This window comes from Herbiconiux daphne, assembly GCF_024979295.1.
GTDB lineage: Bacteria > Actinomycetota > Actinomycetes > Actinomycetales > Microbacteriaceae > Herbiconiux > Herbiconiux daphnes.
In genome coordinates this window covers 57,648-79,683 of record NZ_JANLCJ010000004.1, presented here as the reverse complement: position 1 = coordinate 79,683, position 22,036 = coordinate 57,648, and the positions used below count along the sequence as shown (strand labels likewise).

At 69.1% G+C, this 22,036-nt stretch carries 16 protein-coding genes; 10 read left to right on the top strand and 6 right to left on the bottom strand.

Annotation, left to right across the window (positions count from 1 at the left end; genetic code table 11):
- Positions 1 to 38: 38 nt before the first annotated feature.
- Positions 39 to 1,064 carry a LacI family DNA-binding transcriptional regulator gene (locus tag N1032_RS11620; protein ID WP_259539255.1) on the bottom strand — a complete coding sequence of 342 codons (1,026 nt, stop codon included), beginning with the start codon at positions 1,062 to 1,064 and terminating at the stop codon, positions 39 to 41.
- A 245-nt stretch (positions 1,065 to 1,309) separates the two neighbouring features.
- On the opposite strand from N1032_RS11620, the gene N1032_RS11615 reads away from it, so the two are divergent.
- The 9 genes from N1032_RS11615 (at position 1,310) to N1032_RS11575 (ending at position 13,759) form a co-directional block, all read left to right on the top strand.
- On the top strand, positions 1,310 to 2,632 hold the full coding sequence (locus N1032_RS11615; protein WP_259539254.1) for an ABC transporter substrate-binding protein: 1,323 nt from the start codon (positions 1,310 to 1,312) through the stop codon (positions 2,630 to 2,632).
- 152 nt (positions 2,633 to 2,784) lie between these two features.
- Complete coding sequence (locus N1032_RS11610) at positions 2,785 to 3,915, top strand: carbohydrate ABC transporter permease (protein ID WP_259539253.1); 1,131 nt, start codon at positions 2,785 to 2,787, stop codon at positions 3,913 to 3,915.
- Positions 3,912 to 4,895 carry a carbohydrate ABC transporter permease gene (locus N1032_RS11605; protein WP_259539252.1) on the top strand — a complete coding sequence of 328 codons (984 nt, stop codon included), beginning with the start codon at positions 3,912 to 3,914 and terminating at the stop codon, positions 4,893 to 4,895. Before N1032_RS11610 ends, N1032_RS11605 begins: the two co-directional genes overlap by 4 nt.
- A gap of 62 nt (positions 4,896 to 4,957) precedes the next feature.
- Positions 4,958 to 5,395, top strand: a complete 438-nt coding sequence (locus N1032_RS11600; protein WP_259539251.1) for an SRPBCC family protein — start codon at positions 4,958 to 4,960, stop codon at positions 5,393 to 5,395.
- Between the two features lie 84 nt (positions 5,396 to 5,479).
- Entirely contained in the window at positions 5,480 to 7,360 is a 1,881-nt protein-coding gene (locus N1032_RS11595) for an ABC transporter ATP-binding protein (RefSeq protein WP_259539669.1), read from the top strand.
- 84 nt (positions 7,361 to 7,444) lie between these two features.
- Complete coding sequence (locus N1032_RS11590) at positions 7,445 to 9,610, top strand: adenylate/guanylate cyclase domain-containing protein (protein ID WP_259539250.1); 2,166 nt, start codon at positions 7,445 to 7,447, stop codon at positions 9,608 to 9,610.
- A gap of 9 nt (positions 9,611 to 9,619) precedes the next feature.
- Positions 9,620 to 11,041: a mechanosensitive ion channel domain-containing protein gene (locus N1032_RS11585; protein ID WP_259539249.1), complete on the top strand. Its 1,422-nt coding sequence runs from the start codon at positions 9,620 to 9,622 to the stop codon at positions 11,039 to 11,041.
- Between the two features lie 163 nt (positions 11,042 to 11,204).
- Entirely contained in the window at positions 11,205 to 12,572 is a 1,368-nt protein-coding gene (locus N1032_RS11580; RefSeq protein WP_259539668.1) for a cystathionine beta-synthase, read from the top strand.
- Positions 12,573 to 12,598: 26 nt separating this feature from the next.
- Complete coding sequence (locus N1032_RS11575; protein ID WP_259539667.1) at positions 12,599 to 13,759, top strand: cystathionine gamma-synthase; 1,161 nt, start codon at positions 12,599 to 12,601, stop codon at positions 13,757 to 13,759.
- 17 nt (positions 13,760 to 13,776) lie between these two features.
- Here N1032_RS11575 and N1032_RS11570 read toward each other — a convergent pair whose 3' ends face one another.
- From N1032_RS11570 to N1032_RS11560, 3 genes are all read right to left on the bottom strand, one after another.
- Entirely contained in the window at positions 13,777 to 15,384 is a 1,608-nt protein-coding gene (locus N1032_RS11570; protein ID WP_259539248.1) for a Na+/H+ antiporter, read from the bottom strand.
- 33 nt (positions 15,385 to 15,417) lie between these two features.
- Complete coding sequence (locus tag N1032_RS11565; protein ID WP_259539247.1) at positions 15,418 to 17,157, bottom strand: M1 family metallopeptidase; 1,740 nt, start codon at positions 17,155 to 17,157, stop codon at positions 15,418 to 15,420.
- A gap of 68 nt (positions 17,158 to 17,225) precedes the next feature.
- Positions 17,226 to 18,974: a glycoside hydrolase family 13 protein gene (locus N1032_RS11560; protein ID WP_259539246.1), complete on the bottom strand. Its 1,749-nt coding sequence runs from the start codon at positions 18,972 to 18,974 to the stop codon at positions 17,226 to 17,228.
- A gap of 128 nt (positions 18,975 to 19,102) precedes the next feature.
- On the opposite strand from N1032_RS11560, the gene N1032_RS11555 reads away from it, so the two are divergent.
- On the top strand, positions 19,103 to 20,470 hold the full coding sequence (locus N1032_RS11555) for an APC family permease (RefSeq protein ID WP_259539245.1): 1,368 nt from the start codon (positions 19,103 to 19,105) through the stop codon (positions 20,468 to 20,470).
- Positions 20,471 to 20,515: 45 nt separating this feature from the next.
- On the opposite strand, the gene N1032_RS11550 is transcribed toward N1032_RS11555, so the two are convergent.
- Both N1032_RS11550 and N1032_RS11545 read right to left on the bottom strand, forming a co-directional pair.
- A complete protein-coding gene (locus tag N1032_RS11550) occupies positions 20,516 to 21,574 on the bottom strand; it encodes a nucleoside hydrolase (RefSeq protein ID WP_259539244.1) in 1,059 nt (352 codons plus the stop codon).
- 9 nt (positions 21,575 to 21,583) lie between these two features.
- Positions 21,584 to 22,033 carry a VOC family protein gene (locus N1032_RS11545; RefSeq protein WP_259539243.1) on the bottom strand — a complete coding sequence of 150 codons (450 nt, stop codon included), beginning with the start codon at positions 22,031 to 22,033 and terminating at the stop codon, positions 21,584 to 21,586.
- Positions 22,034 to 22,036 lie beyond the last annotated feature (3 nt).

Sequence of the window (22,036 nt, the reverse complement as noted above, 5' to 3'; positions counted from 1 at the left end):
CCGGTGTGCCTGAGCCGCCGGCGCCGCCGGGCAGCGCGTCAGGGCAGCCGGGGCCGGGGCGGCGCGGTCGACGACCGCATCACGAGTCGGGCCGGCAGCACCGTGTGCTGGGCCGGCGGGCGCCAGCCGGGCTGGTCGAGCTGCCCGATGACCCAGTCCACCGCCTGCTCGCCCTGCAGGTCGGGGCGCTGCTCGATGGTCGTCAGGCCGAAGAGCTCCGCCAGCGGATGGTCGTCGATGCCGATCACCGACAGGTCGTCGGGAACCGAGATGCCGAGCTCCCGGGCGGCCAGGATCACGCCCATCGCCACCTCGTCGGAGGCCGCGAAGATGGCGGTGGGCCGCCGTCGCGGGTCGCCGAGGATCTGCTTGCCGACCCGGTAGCCGCCGGGGATGTCGAACCGGGCCGCCACGTAGGAGTCGTGGTCGTAGGGGATGCCCGCGGCCGTCAGCGCGTCCATGTAGCCCATCAGCCGCTTCGAGTGCACGTGGAAGTCCATCTGCTCGTCGATGTCGCCGCCCACGTGCATGATGTCGCGGTGCCCGAGCAGCAGCAGGTGCTCGGTGGCGAGACGTGCGGCCGCCACGTCGTCGATGCCGAAGGTCGGGATGCCCTCGAGCGGCCCGCCGATGCCGGCGATCGGCTTGCCGAGAGCCAGCAGGGTGGCCGTCTCGTCGGGGGTGATCTCGAGCGTGACGGCGATGACCGCGTCGACCCGCTTGCGCACCAGGAAGTACTCGAAGACCCGGGTGCGCTCCTCGTGCGACTTGGTCAGGTTGTAGAGCATGAGGTCGTAACCGCGCTCGAGCAGCGCGCGCTCGACGCCCTCGATGATGCTGCCGAAGAACCACTGGTTGATCACCGGGATGATCACGCCGACGTTGTTGGTGCGGCCGGTCACGAGGCTCGAGGCACTCGACGAGACCACGTAGCCCAGACTGGCGGCGGCCTCCGACACGCGGAGCCGGGTCTCGGCGGAGACGTAGCCGCGCCCGCTGAGGGCGCGCGACACCGTCGCCTTGGAGACGCCGGCAAGGCTGGCGACATCTTCGATGCCCGACACGTTCGACCTCCTCGTCTGCAAACGCTTCCAGAATCATAGACGCTGAGGGGTCTCCGTGTGGAACTCCGCCGGAGAAAAGTGATTTTCGTCACCGCAAGTGAGAGCGCTCTCTGCAACCAAATCGTTATGTTTTGAATCGAGATCAGATCGGGTTGTGATTTGGCTGGAGATATGGAAAGGTTTCCCTACTAGCGCCTGCCGACGGCACCACTTCGGGGGCGTCACAAACTCAATGAGGAGGAGAAATGCGGGCTATCTTGCACCGCCGTGTCACAGCACCCATCGCCATCGCGACGGGCCTCGGTCTCGCACTCGTCGGTTGTTCCGGCGGAGCCGGCGGAGGAGCCAACGGAAACTCCGCGGGTGAGGCCGACGGCGTCGTCACCGTCTACGGCACCATCGCCGACACCGAGGCCGAGCTGCTCGAACAGTCCTGGGCGGACTGGGAGAAAGAGAACAACATCGACATCCAGTACGAATCGTCGAAGGAGTTCGAGTCGCAGATCGGCATCCGCGCTCAGGGTGGCAACCCGCCCGACCTCGCGATCTTCCCGCAGCCCGGTCTGCTCGCCGACCTGGCCTCGCGTGGCTTCATCCAGGAGGCCCCCGAAGGCGTCGAGAAGAACGCCGACGAGTACTGGTCCGAAGACTGGAAGGCCTACGGCACCGTCGACGGCACCTTCTACGGCGCGCCCCTGATGGCCAGCGTCAAGGGCTTCGTGTGGTACTCGCCCAAGCAGTTCGCCGACAACGGCTGGGAGGTTCCGAAGACCTACCAAGACATGGTCGACCTCACCGCGACGATGCAGACCACTCTCGGCAAGGCCCCCTGGTGCGCCGGCTTCGGCTCGGGCGACGCCACGGGCTGGCCCGGCACCGACTGGGTCGAAGACCTCGTGCTCCGTCAGTCGGGCCCGGATGTCTACGACCAGTGGGTCAAGAACGAGGTCAAGTTCACCGACCCCGACATCTCCGACGCCTTCACCTCGGTCGGCGACATCCTGCTCAACCCGAGCTACGTCAACGCCGGTTTCGGTGACGTGAAGTCGATCAACGCGACCGCCTTCGGCGACGTGGCGAACGCCATGGCCGACGGCACCTGCGCACTCACCCACCAGGCCTCGTTCTTCGACGGGTTCCTCACCGACGCCGGTGCGACCGTCGGCCCCGACGCCGACATCTGGGCCTTCGTGACCCCGGCCGTCAACGAGGGTGAGACCGCCGTCACCGGTGGTGGCGAGATCGTCGGAGCGTTCTCGAACGACGCCGACACCGTCAAGGTGCAGGAGTACCTCTCGAGCCCCGAGTGGGCGAACAGCCGAGTCGCCCTCGGTGGTGTGATCTCCGCGAACAAGGGTCTCGACCCGGAGAGCGCGCAGAGCCCGATCCTGCAGCAGGCCATCCAGATCCTGCAGGACCCTGACACCACCTTCCGGTTCGACGCCTCCGACCTGATGCCCGGTGCCGTCGGCGCCGGAACCTTCTGGAAGGGCATGGTCGACTGGATCGACGGCACGCCGCAAGACGAGGTGCTGTCGAACATCGAGGCCGGCTGGCCGACCGAGTAGGTCATTCAGCACGCATCGAACGAACGAACGAATGCAACGAGGCCGCCCGGAGAAATTCGGGCGGCCTCCGCGCACCCCGGTGCTACGGTGTCAGCACGACGCCGACGCGTCGAGCCGTTCTGTGAGTCCAAAGTCGCACTCGAAAGGTTGTCATGTCGGATTTCCTGACCTGGGTCGGCGGGTTGCCCGCTCTCGCCCAGATTCCCATCGTCGTCATCGCGTTCGGCATCGTCGTCGCGCTGATCCTGTTCTTCGTCGAGATCGCCCCACGCAGCGGCCGTAAATACACGCTGATCCGCCTCGCCGTCTGCGTGATCGCGCCGTTCCTCGCGTTCGTGCTCATCGGCTCGGTGTGGTGGGCGGCCCTCATCGCCGCGGCCCTCGGGCTCCTGTTCTTCTGGCTCGACCGGCGGTCGAAGCAGGGCGCGGGTTACCTGTTCCAGCTGTTCGGTTTCCTCGCCCCGGCGATCATCCTGCTGCTCGTCGGGCTCATCTACCCCACCATCAAGACCGCGATCGACTCGCTGTTCTCCAGCCGCGGCAACTTCGTCGGGCTCGACAACTTCGTCTGGGTGCTGACCAGCCCGGCGAACCTGCGGGTCATCTTGAACACCATCATCTGGGTGCTCGTGGTGCCGATCGCATCGACCATCTTCGGTCTCGCCTACGCGGTCTTCATCGACAAGAGCCGGGGTGAGAAGTTCTTCAAGATCCTCGTGTTCATGCCGATGGCGATCTCGTTCGTGGGCGCCTCGATCATCTGGCGCTTCGTCTACACCTACCGCCCCGAAGACCAGAACCAGATCGGCCTGCTCAACCAGGTGGTCGTGTGGCTGGGCGGCCAGCCCGTGCAATGGCTTCAGGAGTCGCCCTGGAACACGTTCTTCCTGATCGTGGTGCTCATCTGGATCCAGACCGGGTTCGCGATGGTCGTGCTCTCCGCGGCCATCAAGGGTGTGCCCACCGAGCAGCTCGAGGCGGCGGAGCTCGACGGCACCAACGCCTGGCAGCGGTTCATCAACGTGACGGTGCCCGGCATCCGGTCGTCGTTGATCGTGGTGCTGACGACGATCTCGATCGCGTCGCTGAAGGTGTTCGACATCGTGCGCACGATGACCGCCGGTGCGAACGACACCAGCGTTCTGGCGAACGAGATGTACACGCAGTTCAAGAACTTCGAATACGGGCGGTCGGCGGCCTTCGCCGTCATCCTGTTCATCCTGGTGATGCCGATCGTCATCTACAACGCCAGACAGATCAAGAAGCAGAGGGAGATCCGATGAGCGCCGTACAGCCGATCGACCTGCCGGTCGATCCCGAGACCCGCCGCCAGCTGCGCGGCGGCGAGAAGGCCATCGAGCGCGACGAGACCGTCACCAAGCGCACCAAGCGCCGGCTCACCAGCCGGGGTGCGACGATCGCCGCCCTCATCATCGCCATCCTCTGGACGATTCCCACCTTCGGTCTGTTCATCTCGTCGTTCCGTGAGCGCAACGACATCCAGACCACCGGCTGGTGGACGATCTTCTCGAACTGGGGCTTCACCCTCGACAACTACGCCGAGGTGCTGCAGGCGGGGAACTCGTCGGTCACGATCGCGTCGTCGTTCATCAACTCGATCGCCATCACCATCCCGGCGACGCTGATTCCGCTGGTGATCGCGGCCCTGGCCGCCTACGCCTTCGCGTGGATCGACTTCAAGGGCAAGGACTGGCTGTTCATCGGCGTCTTCGCGCTGCAGATCGTGCCGATCCAGATGGCCCTGGTGCCGCTGCTCAGCCTGTTCTCGCGCGGTGTCGCCGTCGGAGACGACTGGATCTTCTCGGGAGTGCCCTCGGGCGGAACGTTCTCGCAGGTGTGGATCGCTCACACGATCTTCGCCCTGCCGCTGGCGATCTTCCTGCTGCACAACTTCGTCTCCGAGATCCCCCGTGAGGTGATCGAGGCGGCACGCGTCGACGGCGCCGGGCACGGCCAGATCTTCTTCCGCATCATCCTGCCGCTCACCATGCCGGCGCTGGCGTCGTTCGCGATCTTCCAGTTCCTCTGGGTCTGGAACGACCTGCTGGTGGCGCTGATCTTCGCCGACGGCTCCGTGGCGCCGATCACGAAACTGCTGGCCGAGATCACCGGCTCGCGGGGTCAGGACTGGTACCTGCTCACGGCAGGCGCGTTCCTCGCGATCATCATTCCGCTGATCGTGTTCTTCGCGCTGCAGCGCTTCTTCGTGCGCGGCCTGCTGGCGGGTTCGACGAAGGGCTGACGCGTTCGTTCAAGCATTCGCGCGGGCGGCGGGCGAGGATGGTCGGGTCGAGAGGATGAATCATGACCGAGAACCACGACGACCCCGTCGCCCGCGCGAGCGTGCTGGTCGACGCGACTCCCGAACAGGTGTGGAAGGCGCTCACCGACCCGGCGCTGGTGAAACAGTACTTCTTCGGCACCACGGTGACCACCGACTGGCAGCAGGGCAGCCCCATCACCTACGCGGGTGAATGGGACGGCAAGCCCTATGAAGACAAAGGCGTCGTGCTCGACGTCGACGAGCCGCGACTGCTGGTGACGAGCTTCTTCAGCCCCATGAGCGGCAAGGAGGATGTGCCCGAGAACTACCAGAGGGTCATCTACCGCGTCGAGCCCGAGACGGGCGGCACGCGGGTGAGCGTGGAGCAGGACAACAACGCCGACGCCGACGCCGCAGCCCACTCCTCGGCCAACTGGCAGACCATCCTCGACGGGCTCGCGGTGGTCGTCCGGGGCTGACCGGTTTCGCCGTCGGAGATACCCTGCATCGCCGTCGGCGGCCGGGCGTAGGGTGAGGCTGTGAGTGGCACAGGCAGCGGACGGATGGCGGCGGTCGCCGCTGCCGGAGGCGCCGGTGGTGGCGGCCGCGGTGGCGGTGGCGGCCGGGTGTCGAGCGGCGAAGCCCGCGCTCAGCGCGAGGCCAACGCCGAGGCGCCGAAGATCCCGCACCTCCTGCGCCGCATCTCCGAACTCTTCCAGCCCTACCGCTCCGCGCTCGTCGTCACCGGCATCCTGGTGCTCATCACCGCCGGTCTCACGGTGCTGCCGCCGCTTCTGACCCAGCAGGCGTTCGACCTCGGGCTCTTTCCCTCGAGCGGCCGGCCGAACATCCCGGTGCTGCTCGAACTGGTCGGCGCGATGGTCGTGATCTGGGTGGTGTCGGCCGCCCTCGGCGTCTGGCAGACCTACCTCACCGCCCGCGTCGGCAACCGCGTGATGGGCGATCTGCGCATCCGGCTGTTCAGCCACCTCCAGCGCATGGAACTGGCCTTCTTCACCCGCACCAAGACGGGCATCATCCAGTCGCGCCTGCAGAACGATGTGGGCGGCGTGGCGAGCGTGCTCACCAACACGGTCTCGAGCGTGCTCGGCAACACCGTCACCGTGATCGCCGCCCTCATCGCGATGCTCGTGCTGAGCTGGCAGCTCACCATCGTGGCCATCGTGCTGATGCCGCTGCTCGTCTACGTGCAGCGCCGGGTCGGCCAGGTGCGTGCGCGCATCGCGTCGAAGACGCAGGAGTCGCTCAGCGACATGACCGCCATCACGCAGGAGACGCTGAGCGTGTCGGGCATCCTGCTCGCCAAGAGCTTCAATCGCCAGCAGTCCGAGATCGCCCGCTACTCCGACGAGAACGACAACCAGATCTCGCTTCAGGTGCGCCAGCAGATGAGCGGGCAGTGGTTCTTCGCCATCGTGCAGATCTTCCTCTCGATCGTGCCCGCCATCGTCTACCTGGTGTCGGGCTACCTCATCAACGGCGGCGTCGACATCACGGCCGGCACGATCGTGGCGTTCACCACCGTGCAGGCGCGGCTGATGTGGCCGCTGCTCGGGCTCATGCGGGTGGGCCTCGACCTGCAGACCTCCGGCGCCCTGTTCGCCCGCATCTTCGAATACCTCGACCTGAAGCCCGCCATCGCCGACAAGCCCGACGCCCTCGACCTGCCGGCGTCGCAAGCCGCCGGTCGGGTGCAGTTCGACCACGTGAGCTTCGTCTACCCCGACGGCGAGCCCGAGCATCCCACGCTCGACGACGTGTCGTTCACCGTGCAGCCCGGTCAGTTCGCCGCCTTCGTGGGGCCGTCGGGCGCTGGCAAGACCACGGTCAGCTATCTGGTGCCGCGACTCTATGAGGCGACATCCGGTGCCGTGCTCGTCGACGGGCACGACGTGAGAGACCTGCGGCACGAGTCGCTCATCGACCGGCTCGGCATCGTGAGCCAGGAGACCTATCTCTTCCACGCCACGATCGCCGAGAACCTGCGCTACGCGAAACCGGATGCCACCATCGAAGAACTGGCCGACGCCGCCCGTCGCGCAAACATCCACGACCGCATCATGAGCTTTCCGGCGGGCTACGACACCGTGGTCGGCGAGCGGGGCTACCGGCTCTCCGGGGGCGAGAAGCAGCGCATCGCCATCGCGCGCGTGCTGCTGAAAGACCCGGCGGTGCTCATTCTCGACGAGGCGACGAGCGCGCTCGACTCGATCTCGGAGCGGGTGGTGCAAGACGCCCTCGACGCCGCGTCGCACGGCCGCACCACCATCGCCATCGCGCACCGCCTCTCGACCATCGTGAACGCCGACGTCATCTTCGTGGTCGACGGCGGGCGCATCCTCGAACAGGGCACGCACCTCGAGCTGCTCGAGCGCGACGGGGTCTATGCCGGCCTCTACGCCCAGCAGCTCTCCACTGCCTAGAACCCGGTGCTGACTCGGGTCGGTTCGTTCACTAGAGTTGTGCCCTAGGCGCCGGGGGTCGGCGCCGAATCGGGGGATCACACAGTGACGTCTGCGTCAACGATTCAGCACGCGCCGGCCGTCAAACCGCCTCGCTTCAGCCGGCGACGCCCCGCGGGCGGACTGAGCATCCAGTCGAAACTGCTCATCATGCTGCTGGCGGTGAGCATCGGCAGCACCCTGGTGGTGGGCGCCGTGGGCTACCTCTCGGGCACCAACAGCCTGCGCGAGGCCGCCTTCGACGAGCTGACCAACGTGCGCGAGTCGCGGTCGCTCGCTGCCGCCGCGCTGTTCGAGAACGTCAACAACACCCTCGTGCTCGAGAGCAAGGGCCAGACCGCCGTGCAGGCGGCCGAGGCGTTCACGAGCGCGTTCGACGCCCTCGAGGGCGGCACCTCGTCGACGCCCGAGCAGCGCGCCGCGGTCAACGCCTACTACGACGACGTGTTCGTGCCCGCCTATGAGGCGCGCTCGGGCGAGGAGACGAGCGCGGGGCTCTTCACGCCACGCACCACGGCCCAGATCGCGCTGCAGGCGCTCTACACGGCGCCGTTCTCGGACTTCGACGCGGCCGCCGCCCAGGACGACGCGGGCGACGGCAGCCCGTGGAGCGCGGCGAACGCCGAGTACAACCCCTACTTCCGTGACGCGGCGGAGCGCTTCGGCTACGAAGACGTGCTCATCCTCGACACCAAGGGCAACGTGGTCTACTCCGTCTACAAGGGCGTCGACCTCGGCACGAACGTGCTCGACGGTCCCTACTCCGGCAGCAGTCTCGCCCACGCCTACGAAGACGCCCTCGAGTCGAACACCCTCGACTACGTGGGCCTGACCGACTTCGAGCGCTACCAGCCGTCGTACGACATGCCGACCGCGTGGGGCGCGTCGCCGCTCGGCGACGGCGACTCCATCGTGGGCGTGCTGGCCGTGCAGTTTCCGCTCGACGTGGTCAACGAGACCATGACGAGCGGCGGTCAGTGGGAGGCGGAGGGCCTCGGTGAGACGGGGGAGAGCTATCTGGTGGGCCCCGATCACCTCATGCGGTCGGTGTCCCGCGAGCTCCTGCAGCATCCGGAGGACTACGCGAAAGACGCGATCGCGGCCGGCACGGCGCCCGACACCGCCGAACGCGTGGTCGAGGTCGGCGGCACCGTGCTGCTGCAGCCCGTGAACACCGAGTCGGTCGACTGGGCGCTGAAGGGCGAGTCGGGCACGGTGATCGAGACCAACTACCTCGGTCACGAGGTGCTGACGGCCTACACGCCGGTGCCGGTCGACGGCATCAACTGGGTGGTGATCTCGAGCATCGACACCTCCGAGGCGTTCGCCCCGGTCGCCGAGTTCGCGCGCAACCTGGTGCTCACCATCGCCGGCATCCTGGTGCTCGTGTCACTGCTCTCGCTCGTGCTCGCGCAGGTGTTCGCCCGCCCGGTGCGCGAGCTCGTCGGCGCCGTGCGCCGGGTGTCGGGCGGTGAGTTGGGGGTCGAGGTGCCGCGCCGGTCGCGCGACGAGTTCGGCGACCTCGCCCTGGCGTTCAACGACATGAGCCGCACCCTGCAGATCAAGCAGGACCTGCTCGACGAGCAGCGGGCCGAGAACGACAAGCTGCTGCGCACGGTGATGCCGGATGCCGTCGCCGTGCGCTACCGCGGAGGCGAGGAGACCATCGCGCAGATGCACGACGACGTCGCCGTGGTGTTCGCCGACATCGTCGGGTTCGACGACTTCGCCGCCGGCCTGAGCCCCGACGACGAACTGCGGCACCTCAACAATCTGCTGCGCGGCTTCGACGACGCGGCCGAGCGCACGGGCATCGAGAAGGTGCGCACCCTGCGTGAGGGCTACCTCGCCAGCTGCGGCCTGGTGGTGCCGCGCGTCGACAACGTGCGCCGCGTGCTCGAGTTCACCCTCGAGATGCAGAGGGTGCTCGACCGCTTCAACGCCGCGAACGGCTCCGCGCTCACCCTGCGGGCCGGGGTCGACGCGGGGGCGGTGACGAGCGGTCTGGTGGGCCGCGCCAACATCGCCTACGACATGTGGGGCGAGGCGGTGAGTCTCGCCGGGCGGGTGCAAGACGTGGGCGACCGGCCGGGCATCTTCGTGACCGACCGGGTGCGCGAGGCGATGGCCGACGCGATGACCTTCACCGAGAACGGCACCATCGAGACGAGAACCGGCACCGAGACGGTGTGGGAACTCGTGCGGGACTAGGCGGCCGACATGCTCGAATTCTGGAAGGAACCCTGGTTCATCGGCGCGGTCTGCGTGGCGATCGGCCTGCCGGTGCTGCTCATCGTGCTCACCGAGGTGCTCGGAGCCCTCACCCGGCGCCAGAGCCCCGCCGCCAAGCCCGTGCGACTGCTGCGCAACCTCGTGCTGCCGGTCGGCGCGCTGCTCGCCCTCCTCGCCTTCGCCGGCTCGGTCACCGTCGAGCTGACCTGGGTGCGGGTAGTCGCCACGGTGTTCGGCTTCCTGCTCATCCTGCTCGTCCTGTCGGCCTTCAACGTCGTGCTGTTCGGCAACGCCACCCCCGGCACCTGGCGCAACCGGCTGCCGTCGATCTTCATCGACCTGGCTCGCCTGCTGCTGATCGTGGTGGGGCTCGCCCTGCTGTTCTGGTGGGTGTGGGGAGCGGATGTCGGCGGCCTCTTCGCGGCCATCGGCGTGACTTCCGTGGTGATCGGCTTCGCGCTGCAGAGCGCCGTCGGCTCGGTGGTGTCGGGACTGCTGCTGCTGTTCGAGCAGCCGTTCCGTCTCGGCGACTGGCTCGACACGGGCAGCGTGCGCGGCCGGGTCGTCGAGGTGAACTGGCGGGCGGTGCACATCGAGACCGACGAGGGCGTGCAGATCGTGCCCAACGCCTCGCTCGCCGACAGCTCGTTCACCAACCTCTCCCGCACACCGGGCGCCTACTTCGCCACCACCACGCTGGCGTTCGCTCCGGATGACGCCCCGCACGACGTGATGGCGCTGCTGCGGCAGCTCGCGATCGACCTGCCGATGACCGACCCGGCCGTGAAACCCGTCGTCACCTTCTCCGGTAACGGTTCGTACTCGGTCGCGATCCCCGTGCTCGGGCCGGCGGCCGCCGGCGATGCGCTCGCCGTGTTCACCAGTTGGCTCTGGTATGCGACCCGGCGTGCCGGCCTCACGCTCGACGGCTCGAAGACCGACCCCGCGAACACGCCCGAGGCCGTGCGGGCCGCGCTGCTGCGGGTGGCCTCGACGCTGCGCATCCCGGTCGACGGCGTCGAGGTGCTCATCGAATCGTGCCGCATCGAGCGCTACGCGGCCGGCGAGATCGTGCAGCGGGAGGGGCTCGTGCCGTCCGGCATCCAGGTGGTGATCGAGGGCTCGATCGGCCTGTTCGTGGTGGTCGGCGGCCCCGTGCCGGTCGCTCTCGGCTCGCTCGACGGCGGCGAGTACGTGGGCCAGACCGCGCTCACCCGCGAGCGCACGCTGACCCGCGCCGTGGCGGAGTCGCCGCTGACGGTGCTGCGCGTGCCCACCGGGGTGATCGACTCGCTGGTGCAGAAGCATCCGGCGCTCGCGAAGGAGATCAGCCAGACCATCGAGCGGCGCCGATCGAAGGCCCGGGAGGCCGTCGCAACCACGAAGGCCGTGATCGCGACGTTGAGCTAGAGTGGAGGGGTGTTCGTGAATCTCCTCTGTTGTCGTCGCTGAGCGACCTCCCTTCACAGACCGGATTCGCCACGCCCCAGCCGCCGCTCTCGCAGCGCGCCGTGCGACATCCGCACGAGATCGCTGCGGCCCTCAGCCAAGGACACCCATGCCTCACTCTCGTATGCACTACGCAGACAGCGTCATCGACCTCGTCGGCAACACCCCGCTCGTCAAGCTCACCAGCGTGACGAAGGGCATCCAGGCCACGGTGCTCGCCAAGATCGAATACCTCAACCCAGGCGGCTCGTCGAAAGACCGCATCGCCACCAACATCATCGACGCGGCCGAGCGCGAAGGGCTGTTGAAGCCCGGTGGCACCATCGTGGAGCCCACCTCGGGCAACACCGGCATCGGTCTGGCGCTCGTGGCGCAGCAGCGGGGCTACCGCTGCGTGTTCGTGCTGCCCGACAAGGTGGGCGAAGACAAGCGCAACGTGCTCACCGCCTACGGCGCCGAGATCGTCGTGACCCCGACCGCGGTCGCGCCCGAAGACCCCGACTCCTACTACTCGGTCTCCGACCGGCTGGCGCGCGAGATCCCCGGTGCGTTCAAGCCGAACCAGTACTCCAACCCCAACGGACCGCTCAGCCACTACGAGACCACCGGCCCCGAGATCTGGCGCGACACCGACGGGCTCGTCACGCACTTCGTGGCCGGAGTCGGCACGGGCGGCACCATCAGCGGTGTCGGCAGGTACCTCAAAGAGGTCTCCGACGGCCGCGTGCAGATCATCGGCGCCGACCCCGAGGGCTCGGTCTACTCCGGCGGCACCGGCCGGCCCTACCTGGTCGAGGGTGTGGGGGAGGACTTCTGGCCGTCGGCCTACGACGGCAGCGTGGTCGACGAGATCATCGCGTCGACCGACGCCGAGTCGTTCGAGATGACCCGCCGGCTCGCCCGCGAAGAGGGCCTTCTCGTCGGCGGTTCGAGCGGCCTGGCCGTCTCGGTGGCCCTCAAGGCCGCGCGCGACCTGCCGGCCGACGCGGTCGTGGTGGTGCTGCTGCCCGACGGCGGCCGCGGCTACCTCGGCAAGATCTTCAACGAGAAGTGGATGCGCTCCTACGGCTTCGCCCCCGAGAGCGAGGGGTCGACGGTGCGCGACCTGCTCGCCCGCAAGAACGGCGGTCTGCCGGCGCTCGTGCACGCGCATCCGAGCGACACGGTGCACGACGCCATCGACATCATGGCCACCTACGGCGTCTCGCAGCTGCCGGTGCTCTCGGCCGAGCCGCCCGTCGTGATGGGCGAAGTGGTCGGCTCGCTCGACGAGCAGGCGCTGCTCGACCAGGTGTTCGGCGGTTCGGCCGCCATGACCGACAAGGTCGGCGACTTCGTGTCGACCCCGCTTCCGTTGATCGGCATCAACGAGTCGGTCTCCGCCGCGCGTCAGGCGCTCACCTCCACCCCCGCCCTGCTCGTGAGTGACGACGGCAAGCCCGTCACCGTCATCACCCGCCAAGACCTCCTCACCTTCCTGAGCGAAGCGTGACTCCCGCCGACGCGAAAGACAGCGACATGCCCCCCAAGAAGACCGAGCAGTTCGAGACCCGCGCCATCCACGCCGGTCAGGACTTCGACCCGACCACCGGCGCCATCATCCCGCCCGTCTACTTCACGAGCACCTTCGTGCAGGACGGCATCGGCGGTTTCCGCGGTGGCTACGAATACACCCGCGGCGGCAACCCCACCCGCACCTCGCTCGAGACGCTGCTCGCGTCGCTCGAGGGCGGCAAGCACGGTCTCAGCTTCGCGTCGGGCCTCGCGGCCGAAGACGCACTGCTGAGGGCGCTGCTGGAGCCGGGCGATCGCATCGTGCTCGGCAACGACGCCTACGGCGGCACCCACCGCCTGATCGACCGCATCCACGGCAAATGGGGCGTCGAGAACGTGGTCGTCGAGATGAGCGACCTGGCCGCGGTCAGCAAAGCGGTCGCCGGCGGCACGACCAAGCTCTTGTGGCTCGAGACGCCCTCGAACCCGCTGATGAAGATCAGCGACGTGGCCGAGCTCGCCGAGATCGGCCACGCGGCCGGCGCACTCGTGGTGGTCGACAACACGTTCGCCTCGCCCTACCTGCAGCAGCCGCTCGCCCTCGGCGCCGACCTCGTGGTGCACTCCACCACCAAGTACCTCGGCGGGCACTCCGACGTGCTGGGCGGCGCCGTCGTGCTGAACGACGACGCGCTCGAAGAGAAGATCCGCTTCCTGCAGTTCGCCTCGGGCGGGGTGTCGGGCCCGATGGACGCCTGGCTCACCGTGCGCGGAATCAAGACCCTCGCGGTGCGCATGGACCGCCACTCCTCGAACGCCCAGACCATCGCCGAGCACCTCGTGGGGCACCCCGCGCTCGACGCCGTCTACTACCCCGGTCTGCCGACGCATCCCGGTCATGAACTTGCCAAACGTCAGATGAAGTCGTTCGGCGGCATGATCTCGGTGGGCCTCAAGGGCGGCCCGAAGGCCGCACGCAAGTTCGCCGAATCGACCAAGGTGTTCCAGCTCGCCGAGTCGCTCGGCGGGGTGGAGTCGCTCATCGGCTACCCGTCGGAGATGACCCACGCCAGCGTCAAGGGCACGCCGCTCGAGGTGCCTGAGAACATCATCCGGCTGTCGGTCGGCATCGAGTCGGTCGACGACCTGCTCGCCGACATCGACCGGGCCCTGCCCCGCCGGTAGCCGGCCCGACCGCGCGCTCAGACCTCTTCCTGGTCGGAGCGCGCGGTCAGCCGCAGTTCTTCGGCGTCGACGCGCGCCTGGATGCGCCGCAGCACCGTGTCGTCGATGCGGCGGTCGTCGCGCAACCGGATGATGGCCGCGCGCTTCGCCGGCAGCACCGCCAGCCGCAACCGGCTCGCGTAGTCGGTCGAATCGTCTTCGGCCTCGCTCTCGACGATCGTCTCGTGCTCGTCGTCCATGCTGCGCCGCACGCGGTCGATGCGCTCCCGGTATTCGGTGAGCATGCCGTCGCGCACCTCGTCGGGCGCGCCGACCTCGACCGCGGCCTGCGGGATGGCCTCGACCACGGCCTCGAGCCCCACCCGCTCTGCCAGAAGGTTCTCGTAGGCCTCGGTGGGGTCGGGCGGCAGCCGTGCCCAGCGCACGACGGCGGGCATGGTGAGCCCTTGCACGAGCAGCGTGAACAGGATGACCGCGAAGGTCACGGCGATCAGCACGTCGCGCCCGGGCAGCGCCTCGCCGGCCGCCGTCTCGAGCGGCAGGGCGAGCGCGGCCGCGAGTGAGACCGCACCCCGGAACCCCGCCCAGGCCAGGGGGAAGCGGCGCCGGGCCGTCACCCGTCTCGCGCGCTGGGTGGGCCGCCGGTCGAGCAGCCGGATGATGTAGGGCGTGGTGTTGAACCAGGCGATCCGGATGCCGATGACGAGCACGATCGCGGCCGCCGACAGCCAGCCGACCAACTGCCAGGCATCGGCGTCGAGGCCCGTGACGATGAGGTGGAACTGCAGCCCGATGAGCACGAAGAGCGATCCGTTGAGGATGTAGGTCGCGACCTCCCAGAACCCGAAACCCTGCACCCGGGTGCGGGCCGAGATCCAGCGCGGCCCGCCCTGACTGACCACCAGCCCGCAGACCACGACCGCGACCACACCCGAGACGTGCAGCAACTCGGCCGGCAGGAAGGCGAGGAACGGGGTGAGCACGCTCAGGGTGTTCTCGAGCGGGGACTCGTGCAGGAACCGCCGCACCCACACCACGATGAACCCCACGGCGAGACCCACCGCGATGGCGACCGCGTAGCTGAGCACGAACTCGAGGGTGAGCGAGCCGAGCGAGATGCCGCTGCCGGCCACGGCGGCCGTCACGGCCACGCCGTAGAGCACCAGCGCGGTGCCGTCGTTGATGAGACTCTCGGCACGGAGCGTGGTGAGCGAGCGCCTCGGCAGGCCACCGGCCACCGACGAGATGGCCGTGGCATCCGTGGGCGCCAGGATGGCTCCGAGCGCCAGGGCGATCGGCCAGGGCAGCCCGAACGCCGCCGCCACCACCCCCACCACGAGCGCCGTCACGAGCACGAGGCCGATGGCGGCGAGCGAGATCACCCGGATGTTGTTGCGGATCTCGCGGAGCGAGGTGTTGATCGACTCCCAGTAGAGCAGGGCGGGGAGGAACAGCAGCAGCACGACATCCGGCGGCAGGGCGACGTTCTCGAGCGCGGGGATGAAGCCCACCGCCGCGCCGAGGGCGAGCAGCACGAGCGGAGGGGCGATGTGGAGCAGGCGCGCGATCACGCCGCCCACCATGATCGTCAGCCCGATGATGACGACGAGCTCGAGGCCTTCCATCAGGTTCTCCGCCGAGGGTGCACGGGTCCTGTTCTACAACGCGGGCTGGGTGGGCGAGAACAGCCAGTTGTCGAAGAAGCCGGCGAGCTCCTGACCCGACATCTGCTCGGCGTAGTCGATGAACTGAGCGGTCGACACCGAGCCGCCCGCGTTCTCGCTGGCCCAACCCTGCAGGATGGCGAAGAACACCGGGTCGCCGACCTGCACCCGCAGGGCCTGCAGCGTGAGCGCACCGCGACCGTAGATCGCGCCGTCGAAGATGCCGGCCGGGCCGGGGTCGCCGATCACGACGCTCCAGAAGGTCGCTGGGTCACCGTAGGAACTCGGGTCGGCGTAGACGGCGTCGAAGGTCTGCTGCGTCGTGGGACCGCCCTGGGCCTCGGCCCACAACCACTCGGCGTAGGTGGCGAAGCCCTCGTTGAGCCAGATGTCCGACCAGCGTTCCATCGACACGCTGTCGCCGTACCACTGGTGGGCCAGCTCGTGCACGACGGTCGACGCGTCGGCGTCGGCCGGGAAGGCCCAGCTCGGGTAGATCGGGCGCGTCTGGTTCTCGAGCGCGTAGCCGAGGTAGTCGTCGGGGTCGGCGCTGAAGTTGTCGATGGCGATGCCGCCGGCCTCACCGAACGGGTAGGGCCCGAAGGCCGTGGAGAGGAACGAGATGACCTCGGGCTCGTCGTTGAAGATCGAGGTCGCGACATCGCCCACCGAGAGCCCGGGCGTCTCGGTCTCGAGGTCGTAGAGGCCGGGGGCGATGGCGTTGTAGTAGGAGATGCCGCCCTCGTCGTTCTCGGTGATCTCGTAGTCGCCGACGGTCGCGGTGGCGAGATAGGTGGCCATCGGCTCATCCATCTCCCAGTCCCAGGTCGTCGTGGCGCCCTCGGTGGTCTGCGAGGCGAGGCTGCCGTTGCCCACCACCTGCAGGCCGGCCGGAACCGTCATGCGGGTGCTGAAGGTGGCCTTGTCGGCGGGGTGGTCGTTCGACGGGAACCAGGTCGCGGCCACGCGCGGCTGGCCCACGATCACGGCGCCGTCGGTGGTGCGGATGACGCCGGCGAGGCCGAAGGCGTCGTCGATGGTGACCGGCACACCCTCGTAGGTCACGGCCGTGGTGATGGTGGAGCCGCTGAGGATGCCGGCGGTCGGGATGACGGTGAGCTCGGTGCGAGGCGGCGTCGCGTCGGGGTCGGTGCTGCCCTCCACCTGCGGCTGGGCGGTGACCGCGCTGATCTGGGTGGTGGCGAGACTCCAGTCGGCGGCGGTGCCGTCGACCGTGATGCCGCCGATCGCGATGGCGTCGGTGCCGTCGACCGCCCGCGTGTCGAAGTCGAGATTGAAGGCCGAGAGGTTCTGCGTGGCGACGGCCGTGATGGTGGTGGTGCCCGAGAGCACCCCGGTCTCGGGGTCGTAGGCCAGATCGAGCGCGTAGTGCTGCACGTCGTAGCCGCCGTTGCCGTCGAGCGGGAAGTAGGGGTCGCCGATGCCGGCGGCGCCCGCCTCGAAGTCGACGGGCGGGGTGGTCGGCGGCGTGGTCGGCGGAAGAGTCGGGGCGGCCGTGGTGCCGGTGGGGCAGTCGGCCGCGTTGGCGTAGCTCGCCGAGGGCGACACCCCGCCCGAGGCCACGAGCGCCAGCACGAGCAGGGGGATGGCGGCGAACACCGCGGTGCGCCGACGGCCGCGGCGCAGAAGCAGCCATGCGACCCCGGCGCCGATGGCGACCAGCGCTCCGGCGAGCAGGAGGGGCCAGTAGTCGAAACCGGTTGCAGCTAGCACGCAGTGTTGCACGGGTCCCCCGATTCGCTGAATGTGCGGCGAGCCTACCCGAAGACGGGACACAGGGTCTAGTTCGTGGCGGCATCCGGGGTCAGAGCAGCAGAACCCGCGCTTCCCACGGCCGCAGGGCGCTCGTGAGGTCGACCAGGCCACCGGATGCCGCGGCGGGCGGCGGGGGGTAGTTGCCGATCAGCAGGCGGGCACCGCTGCCGTCGCCGACGCTGCCATCGCCATCGACCCCGCCTGGCCCCGCTCCCGATCAGCGCGGCCACCGCGGGCGGCAGCGCGAGCTCGTCGCCCGAGACGTTGCCGAGCACGAGTGCCCTTTCGTCGCCGAGGGCGCGGGTGAAGGCGTAGAGGGTGGGATGCTCCGGCTCGAGCAGGATGAAGTCGCCGAGCGCCACGAGCGCCGACGAGTGGCGCAGCTCGATGAGCCGACGGTAGTACCCGGCGATCGACCGGTCGCCCGCGGCCCAGTCGGCGGCGGCGTTGACGGTCGTGTAGTTCGGATTGACGGCCAGCCAGGGCGTGCCGGTGGTGAAACCGGCCTGCGCGCCGGCATCCCAGTGCACGGGCGTGCGGGCGTTGTCGCGGCTGCGGAAGCGCAGCTGTTCGAGCACTTCGTCGGGCGACTCGCCGGCCGCGACGGCTTCGGCGTAGTAGTTCACCGACTCGATGTCGTCGTATTGGTCGATCGAGGTGAAGGCGGCGTTGGTCATGCCGATCTCGTCACCCTGATAGATGTAGGGCGTGCCGCGATGCAGGTGCAGCACGGTGGCCAGCAGCGTCGCCGATTCGATCCGGAATCGCCCGTCGTCGCCGAAGCGCGACACCGATCGCGGCTGGTCGTGGTTGCCGAGGTAGAGGCTGTTCCAGCCGGCCGAGGCGAGGCCGGTCTGCCAATGGTCGAGCGATCGCTTGAGCTCGGGCAGTGACATCTCGCGTCGCAGGAACTTCGAGCGCGCCTCGTGGTCGAGGCCGACGTGCTCGAACTGGAACACCATGTCGAGCTCGAGCCGGTCGGCGCCGGTGAACAGCGCCGCCTCGTCGACCGTGACCCCGGGCATCTCGCCCACGGTGATGAGATCGGCGTCGCGGCCAGCGAACACCTCGCGGTTCATCTGCTGCAGGTAGTCGTGGATCTGCGGCCCCATCACCGCCTCGGTGCTGTCGCCGGTGAGATCGGCGTCGACCTTGGCGATGAAGTTGATGACGTCCATGCGGAAGCCGTCGACCCCACGGTCGAGCCACCAGTTCATCATCGCGAAGACCGCGTCGCGCACCTCGGGGTTCGCCCAGTTGAGATCGGGTTGCTGGGCGGCGAACAGGTGCAGGTAGTACTGGCCCGTCGCCTCGTCGAGAGTCCAGGCCGAGCCGCTGAACGCGCTGCGCCAGAGGTTCGGCTCCCGGCCCTCGTGCGGGTCGCGCCAGATGTACCAGTCGCGCTTCGGGTCGTCGAGCGAGGATCGGGATGCCTCGAACCACGGATGCCGGTCGCTGGTGTGGTTCACAACCAGATCCATCACGAGCTTGATGCCGCGATCGTGCAGGTCGCCGAGCAGCGCGTCGAACTCGTCGAGCGTGCCGAAGAGCGGATCGATGTCGCGGTAGTCGCTGATGTCGTAGCCGTTGTCGGCCTGGGGCGAGCGGTAGATCGGCGAGAGCCAGACCACGTCGACACCGAGCCGCTCGAGGTGGTCGAGGTGGGCCCGGATGCCGCCGAGGTCGCCGATGCCGTCGCCGTTCGAGTCGGCGAAACTGCGGGGGTAGATCTGGTAGACGACGGCGTTCGTCCACCACTTCGGTTCGTCGGTCACGCATTGAGCCTGTCACGGCGGCGGGGTTTTGACACTCGCTCCGGGCCGCACTACGCGGTGGCCGGATATCGATGAACTATGGCATGAGTGCCATTACGACCGGGTCGGCATCGCGCGAGCATGGAGTCATGACGACTTCAGCGCCAGGCGCGCGCGCGCCCTCCGTCGGACTCGCCCAGGGGTCGGCGCTCTATGTCGCCGCGGTGCTCGGCACCGGCATCCTGGTGCTTCCGGCGCTCGCCGCCGAGGTCGCGGGGCCGGGCTCGATCATCGCGGTGGTCGCGCTCATCGTGCTGTCGGTGCCCCTGGCCGGCACGTTCGCGGCACTCGCGTCGCGGCATCCGGATGCCGGCGGGGTGGCGACGTTCGTGCGACTGGCCCTCGGGCCCACGGCGGCTCGAATGGCCGGGTACTGGTTCTTGTTCGGGGTGTGCGTGGGGGCGCCGGTGGTGGCGGTGCTCGGCGGTTCCTACGTGGTGGCCGTGCTGGGGGTCGACCCGGGGCTCGTGATGGTGGTCGGGCCGGTGCTGCTCGTGCCGCCGTTCGTGCTCAACCTGTTCGGGCTGCGGTTCTCGGGGCGGGCGCAACTGGTGCTGTCGGGGCTGCTCGTGGTGATCGTCGTGGGGGTCGTGGCGGCGGCTGCGCCGGCGACGGATGCCGCGAACTTCATGCCCGTGCTGCCCCACGGGTGGGTGGGGGTCGGCCTCGCCATCAGCCTGTTCGTCTGGGCCTTCGCGGGCTGGGAGGCGGTGACGCACATCGCGGGGGAGTTCCGGCGGCCGAGTCGCACCATTCCGCTGGCGACGGGCATCGCGATCGTGGTGGTGGGGGCGTGCTATCTCGGACTGCAGATCGTGACCGTGGGCGTGCTGGGCGATCGCGCGGGCGAGAGCGCCGTGCCGCTGCTCGACCTCGTGACCGCGACCGCACCCGCCTGGAGCCGCTGGGCGGTGGCCTCGATCGCGGGCATCGTGGCGCTCGGGGTGCTCAACACGTATGTCGCGGCGTTCGCGAAGCTCGGCGCGTCGCTCGGGCGCGACCGCGACCTTCCGCACTGGTTCGGCAAGGGCGCCGAGCCGGGCGGGGTGCCCCGGCGCGCTCTCGGGCTGGTGGCGCTGCTGGTCGCGGCCTACTTCGCGGCGTTCACGCTCACCGACGGCGATCTCACGCCGTTCATCCTCATTCACACGAGCAGCATGGTGGCGGTGTATGCGGTCGGCGTGGCCGCGGCGCTGCGGCTGCTGCCGCGGTTCGGCGTGGGCTGGTGGTTCGCGGCGGTGTCGGTGGTGCTCGTGGCCGGGCTGCTCGTGCTCGCGGGGCCGAACCTGTTGGTGCCGGCGGTGCTGGCGGTCGCGGCCCTCGCCGTGACGGTGGTGCGGCGGGCCGGGCGGTGGCGGCGCCTCCGCGAGCAGGCGCCCCACGAAGAGCTCTCGCCGGAGGCGCGCGAGGCATCCCCCATCGAGCGCGCCCCTCTGGGTCGAGCGCGCCGTTCATAACGGGCGCGCGCGACCAGGATGGGCGCGCCGGGCGGCGCGGGAGCGTCAGGCGCGCAGGGCGGCGAGGCGGGTGAGGCACTCGGCGCGCACAGCGGCGCCGTCGGCGGCGATTGCGACCCGCACGGTGGCGGGTGGCGAGACGGCGCCGGTGAGAGGCAGCGGCTGGTGCAGGCCGTCCCACACGCCCTCGGCGTTCTGCACCTTGGCCAGCGCGGGGTCGCTCAGCAGGTAGCAGTACGACGTGCCATAGGCCGGGCCCGCCGAGAGGTCGACCTGCACCTGCAGCACGCGCCAGTCCAGGGCCGCCGGCCGAACCGCCGCGATCACGGCCGTGGAGTCGCAGAGGCCGTAGTTCGAGAAGTTCGCCGTCTGCAGGTCGCCACTCGCCTCGGTGAAGAAGTCGCCCATCCGCTCGGCCAGGATCTCGGCGCCGAGACCCCCGGTCGCCTGTAGGTCCGCGTGGAACCCCGCGGTATAGGCCACCAGACGGGTCGCGTTGAGTGGCACCAGCTCCATCGCCGCGCCCGACGAGAGCACCCGGCCCGCCGCCTCCGGATCGACCCAGACGTTGAACTCGGCAGTGGGCGTGATGTTGCCCGCGCCGTGCGGGAACGCGGCGACCGACCCGCCCATGATCACGATCCGCTTGAGCAGCGAGGCGAGTCGCGGCTCGAGCGCGAGTGCCTCGGCCACGGTGGTGAGCGGCCCGAGGGCGATGATCGACAGCTCGCCGGGGAACTGCCGCGCCAGGGCGACGACGGCCTCGGCGGCGCCGAGGGCCGATGAGGTCGCGCGCGCCGGTCGGCCGAGGGGCGGTGGGGCCGCGTCATCCGTTCCCCATCGCCCCCAGCTGGCGTCGGCGTAGGCGCTCCGCCGGTGCACGAGCGGTTGCGCGGCACCCGCGTGCAGCGGGATGTCGAGGCGCCCGAACCGCTCCAGCATCGCGAGGCCGTCGGTCACCCCCTGCTGCACGCTGAAGTTGCCGGCCACCACGGTGACCGCCAGCACCTCGAGCTCCGGGCTGCCGAGCGCGACGCCGAGCGCGATGCTGTCGTCGTTGAGGTAGCCGATGTCGGTGTCGATCACGACCTTCTCGGGCGGCATCCTCAGGCCTCAGACCTTGCCGGGTTCGATGCCGTCGAGCCAGGCGTAGAGCTCCCAGAGCTCGTTGTCGGGCCCGGTGAAGTAGACGCACCGTGCGTTCCACGGGTAGTCGGCCGGCGGCTTGATGAACTCGACGCCCGCGGCCACGAGATCGGCGTGCAGCTCGTCGATCTGTTCGGGCCGCTCGAGGTTGACCGCCACGATCACGGCGTGCCCGGCCCCGCGCGGGGCGGGCGAGGCGCCGGTCGTTGCGGCGAGGTGCTCGCGTTCCCAGAGCGCGAGCCGCACGCCGGGCACGGCGCCCGGCGCTTCGAAGTCGGCGAAACCCGGCATGCGGTGCTGCAGCACGAAGCCGAGCGTGTTCTGGTAGAAGTCGAGCGACCGCTCCAGGTCTTCGGGCACGAGGCAGACGTCACTGATGGGAGCGGTGGAGCCGAGGTGCGATCGGGCGACGGGCATGAG

Excerpts from the sequence above, each read along its gene's own strand:
- N1032_RS11615 (WP_259539254.1), top strand. The coding sequence starts at position 1,310 with ATGCGGGCTATCTTGCACCGCCGTGTCACAGCACCCATCGCCATCGCG.
- N1032_RS11610 (WP_259539253.1), top strand. The coding sequence starts at position 2,785 with ATGTCGGATTTCCTGACCTGGGTCGGCGGGTTGCCCGCTCTCGCCCAG.
- N1032_RS11605 (WP_259539252.1), top strand. The coding sequence starts at position 3,912 with ATGAGCGCCGTACAGCCGATCGACCTGCCGGTCGATCCCGAGACCCGC.
- N1032_RS11600 (WP_259539251.1), top strand. The coding sequence starts at position 4,958 with ATGACCGAGAACCACGACGACCCCGTCGCCCGCGCGAGCGTGCTGGTC.
- N1032_RS11595 (WP_259539669.1), top strand. The coding sequence starts at position 5,480 with ATGGCGGCGGTCGCCGCTGCCGGAGGCGCCGGTGGTGGCGGCCGCGGT.
- N1032_RS11585 (WP_259539249.1), top strand. The coding sequence starts at position 9,620 with ATGCTCGAATTCTGGAAGGAACCCTGGTTCATCGGCGCGGTCTGCGTG.
- N1032_RS11580 (WP_259539668.1), top strand. The coding sequence starts at position 11,205 with ATGCACTACGCAGACAGCGTCATCGACCTCGTCGGCAACACCCCGCTC.
- N1032_RS11575 (WP_259539667.1), top strand. The coding sequence starts at position 12,599 with ATGCCCCCCAAGAAGACCGAGCAGTTCGAGACCCGCGCCATCCACGCC.
- N1032_RS11570 (WP_259539248.1), bottom strand. The coding sequence starts at position 15,384 with ATGGAAGGCCTCGAGCTCGTCGTCATCATCGGGCTGACGATCATGGTG.
- N1032_RS11555 (WP_259539245.1), top strand. The coding sequence starts at position 19,103 with ATGACGACTTCAGCGCCAGGCGCGCGCGCGCCCTCCGTCGGACTCGCC.
- N1032_RS11550 (WP_259539244.1), bottom strand. The coding sequence starts at position 21,574 with ATGCCGCCCGAGAAGGTCGTGATCGACACCGACATCGGCTACCTCAAC.
- N1032_RS11545 (WP_259539243.1), bottom strand. The coding sequence starts at position 22,033 with ATGCCCGTCGCCCGATCGCACCTCGGCTCCACCGCTCCCATCAGTGAC.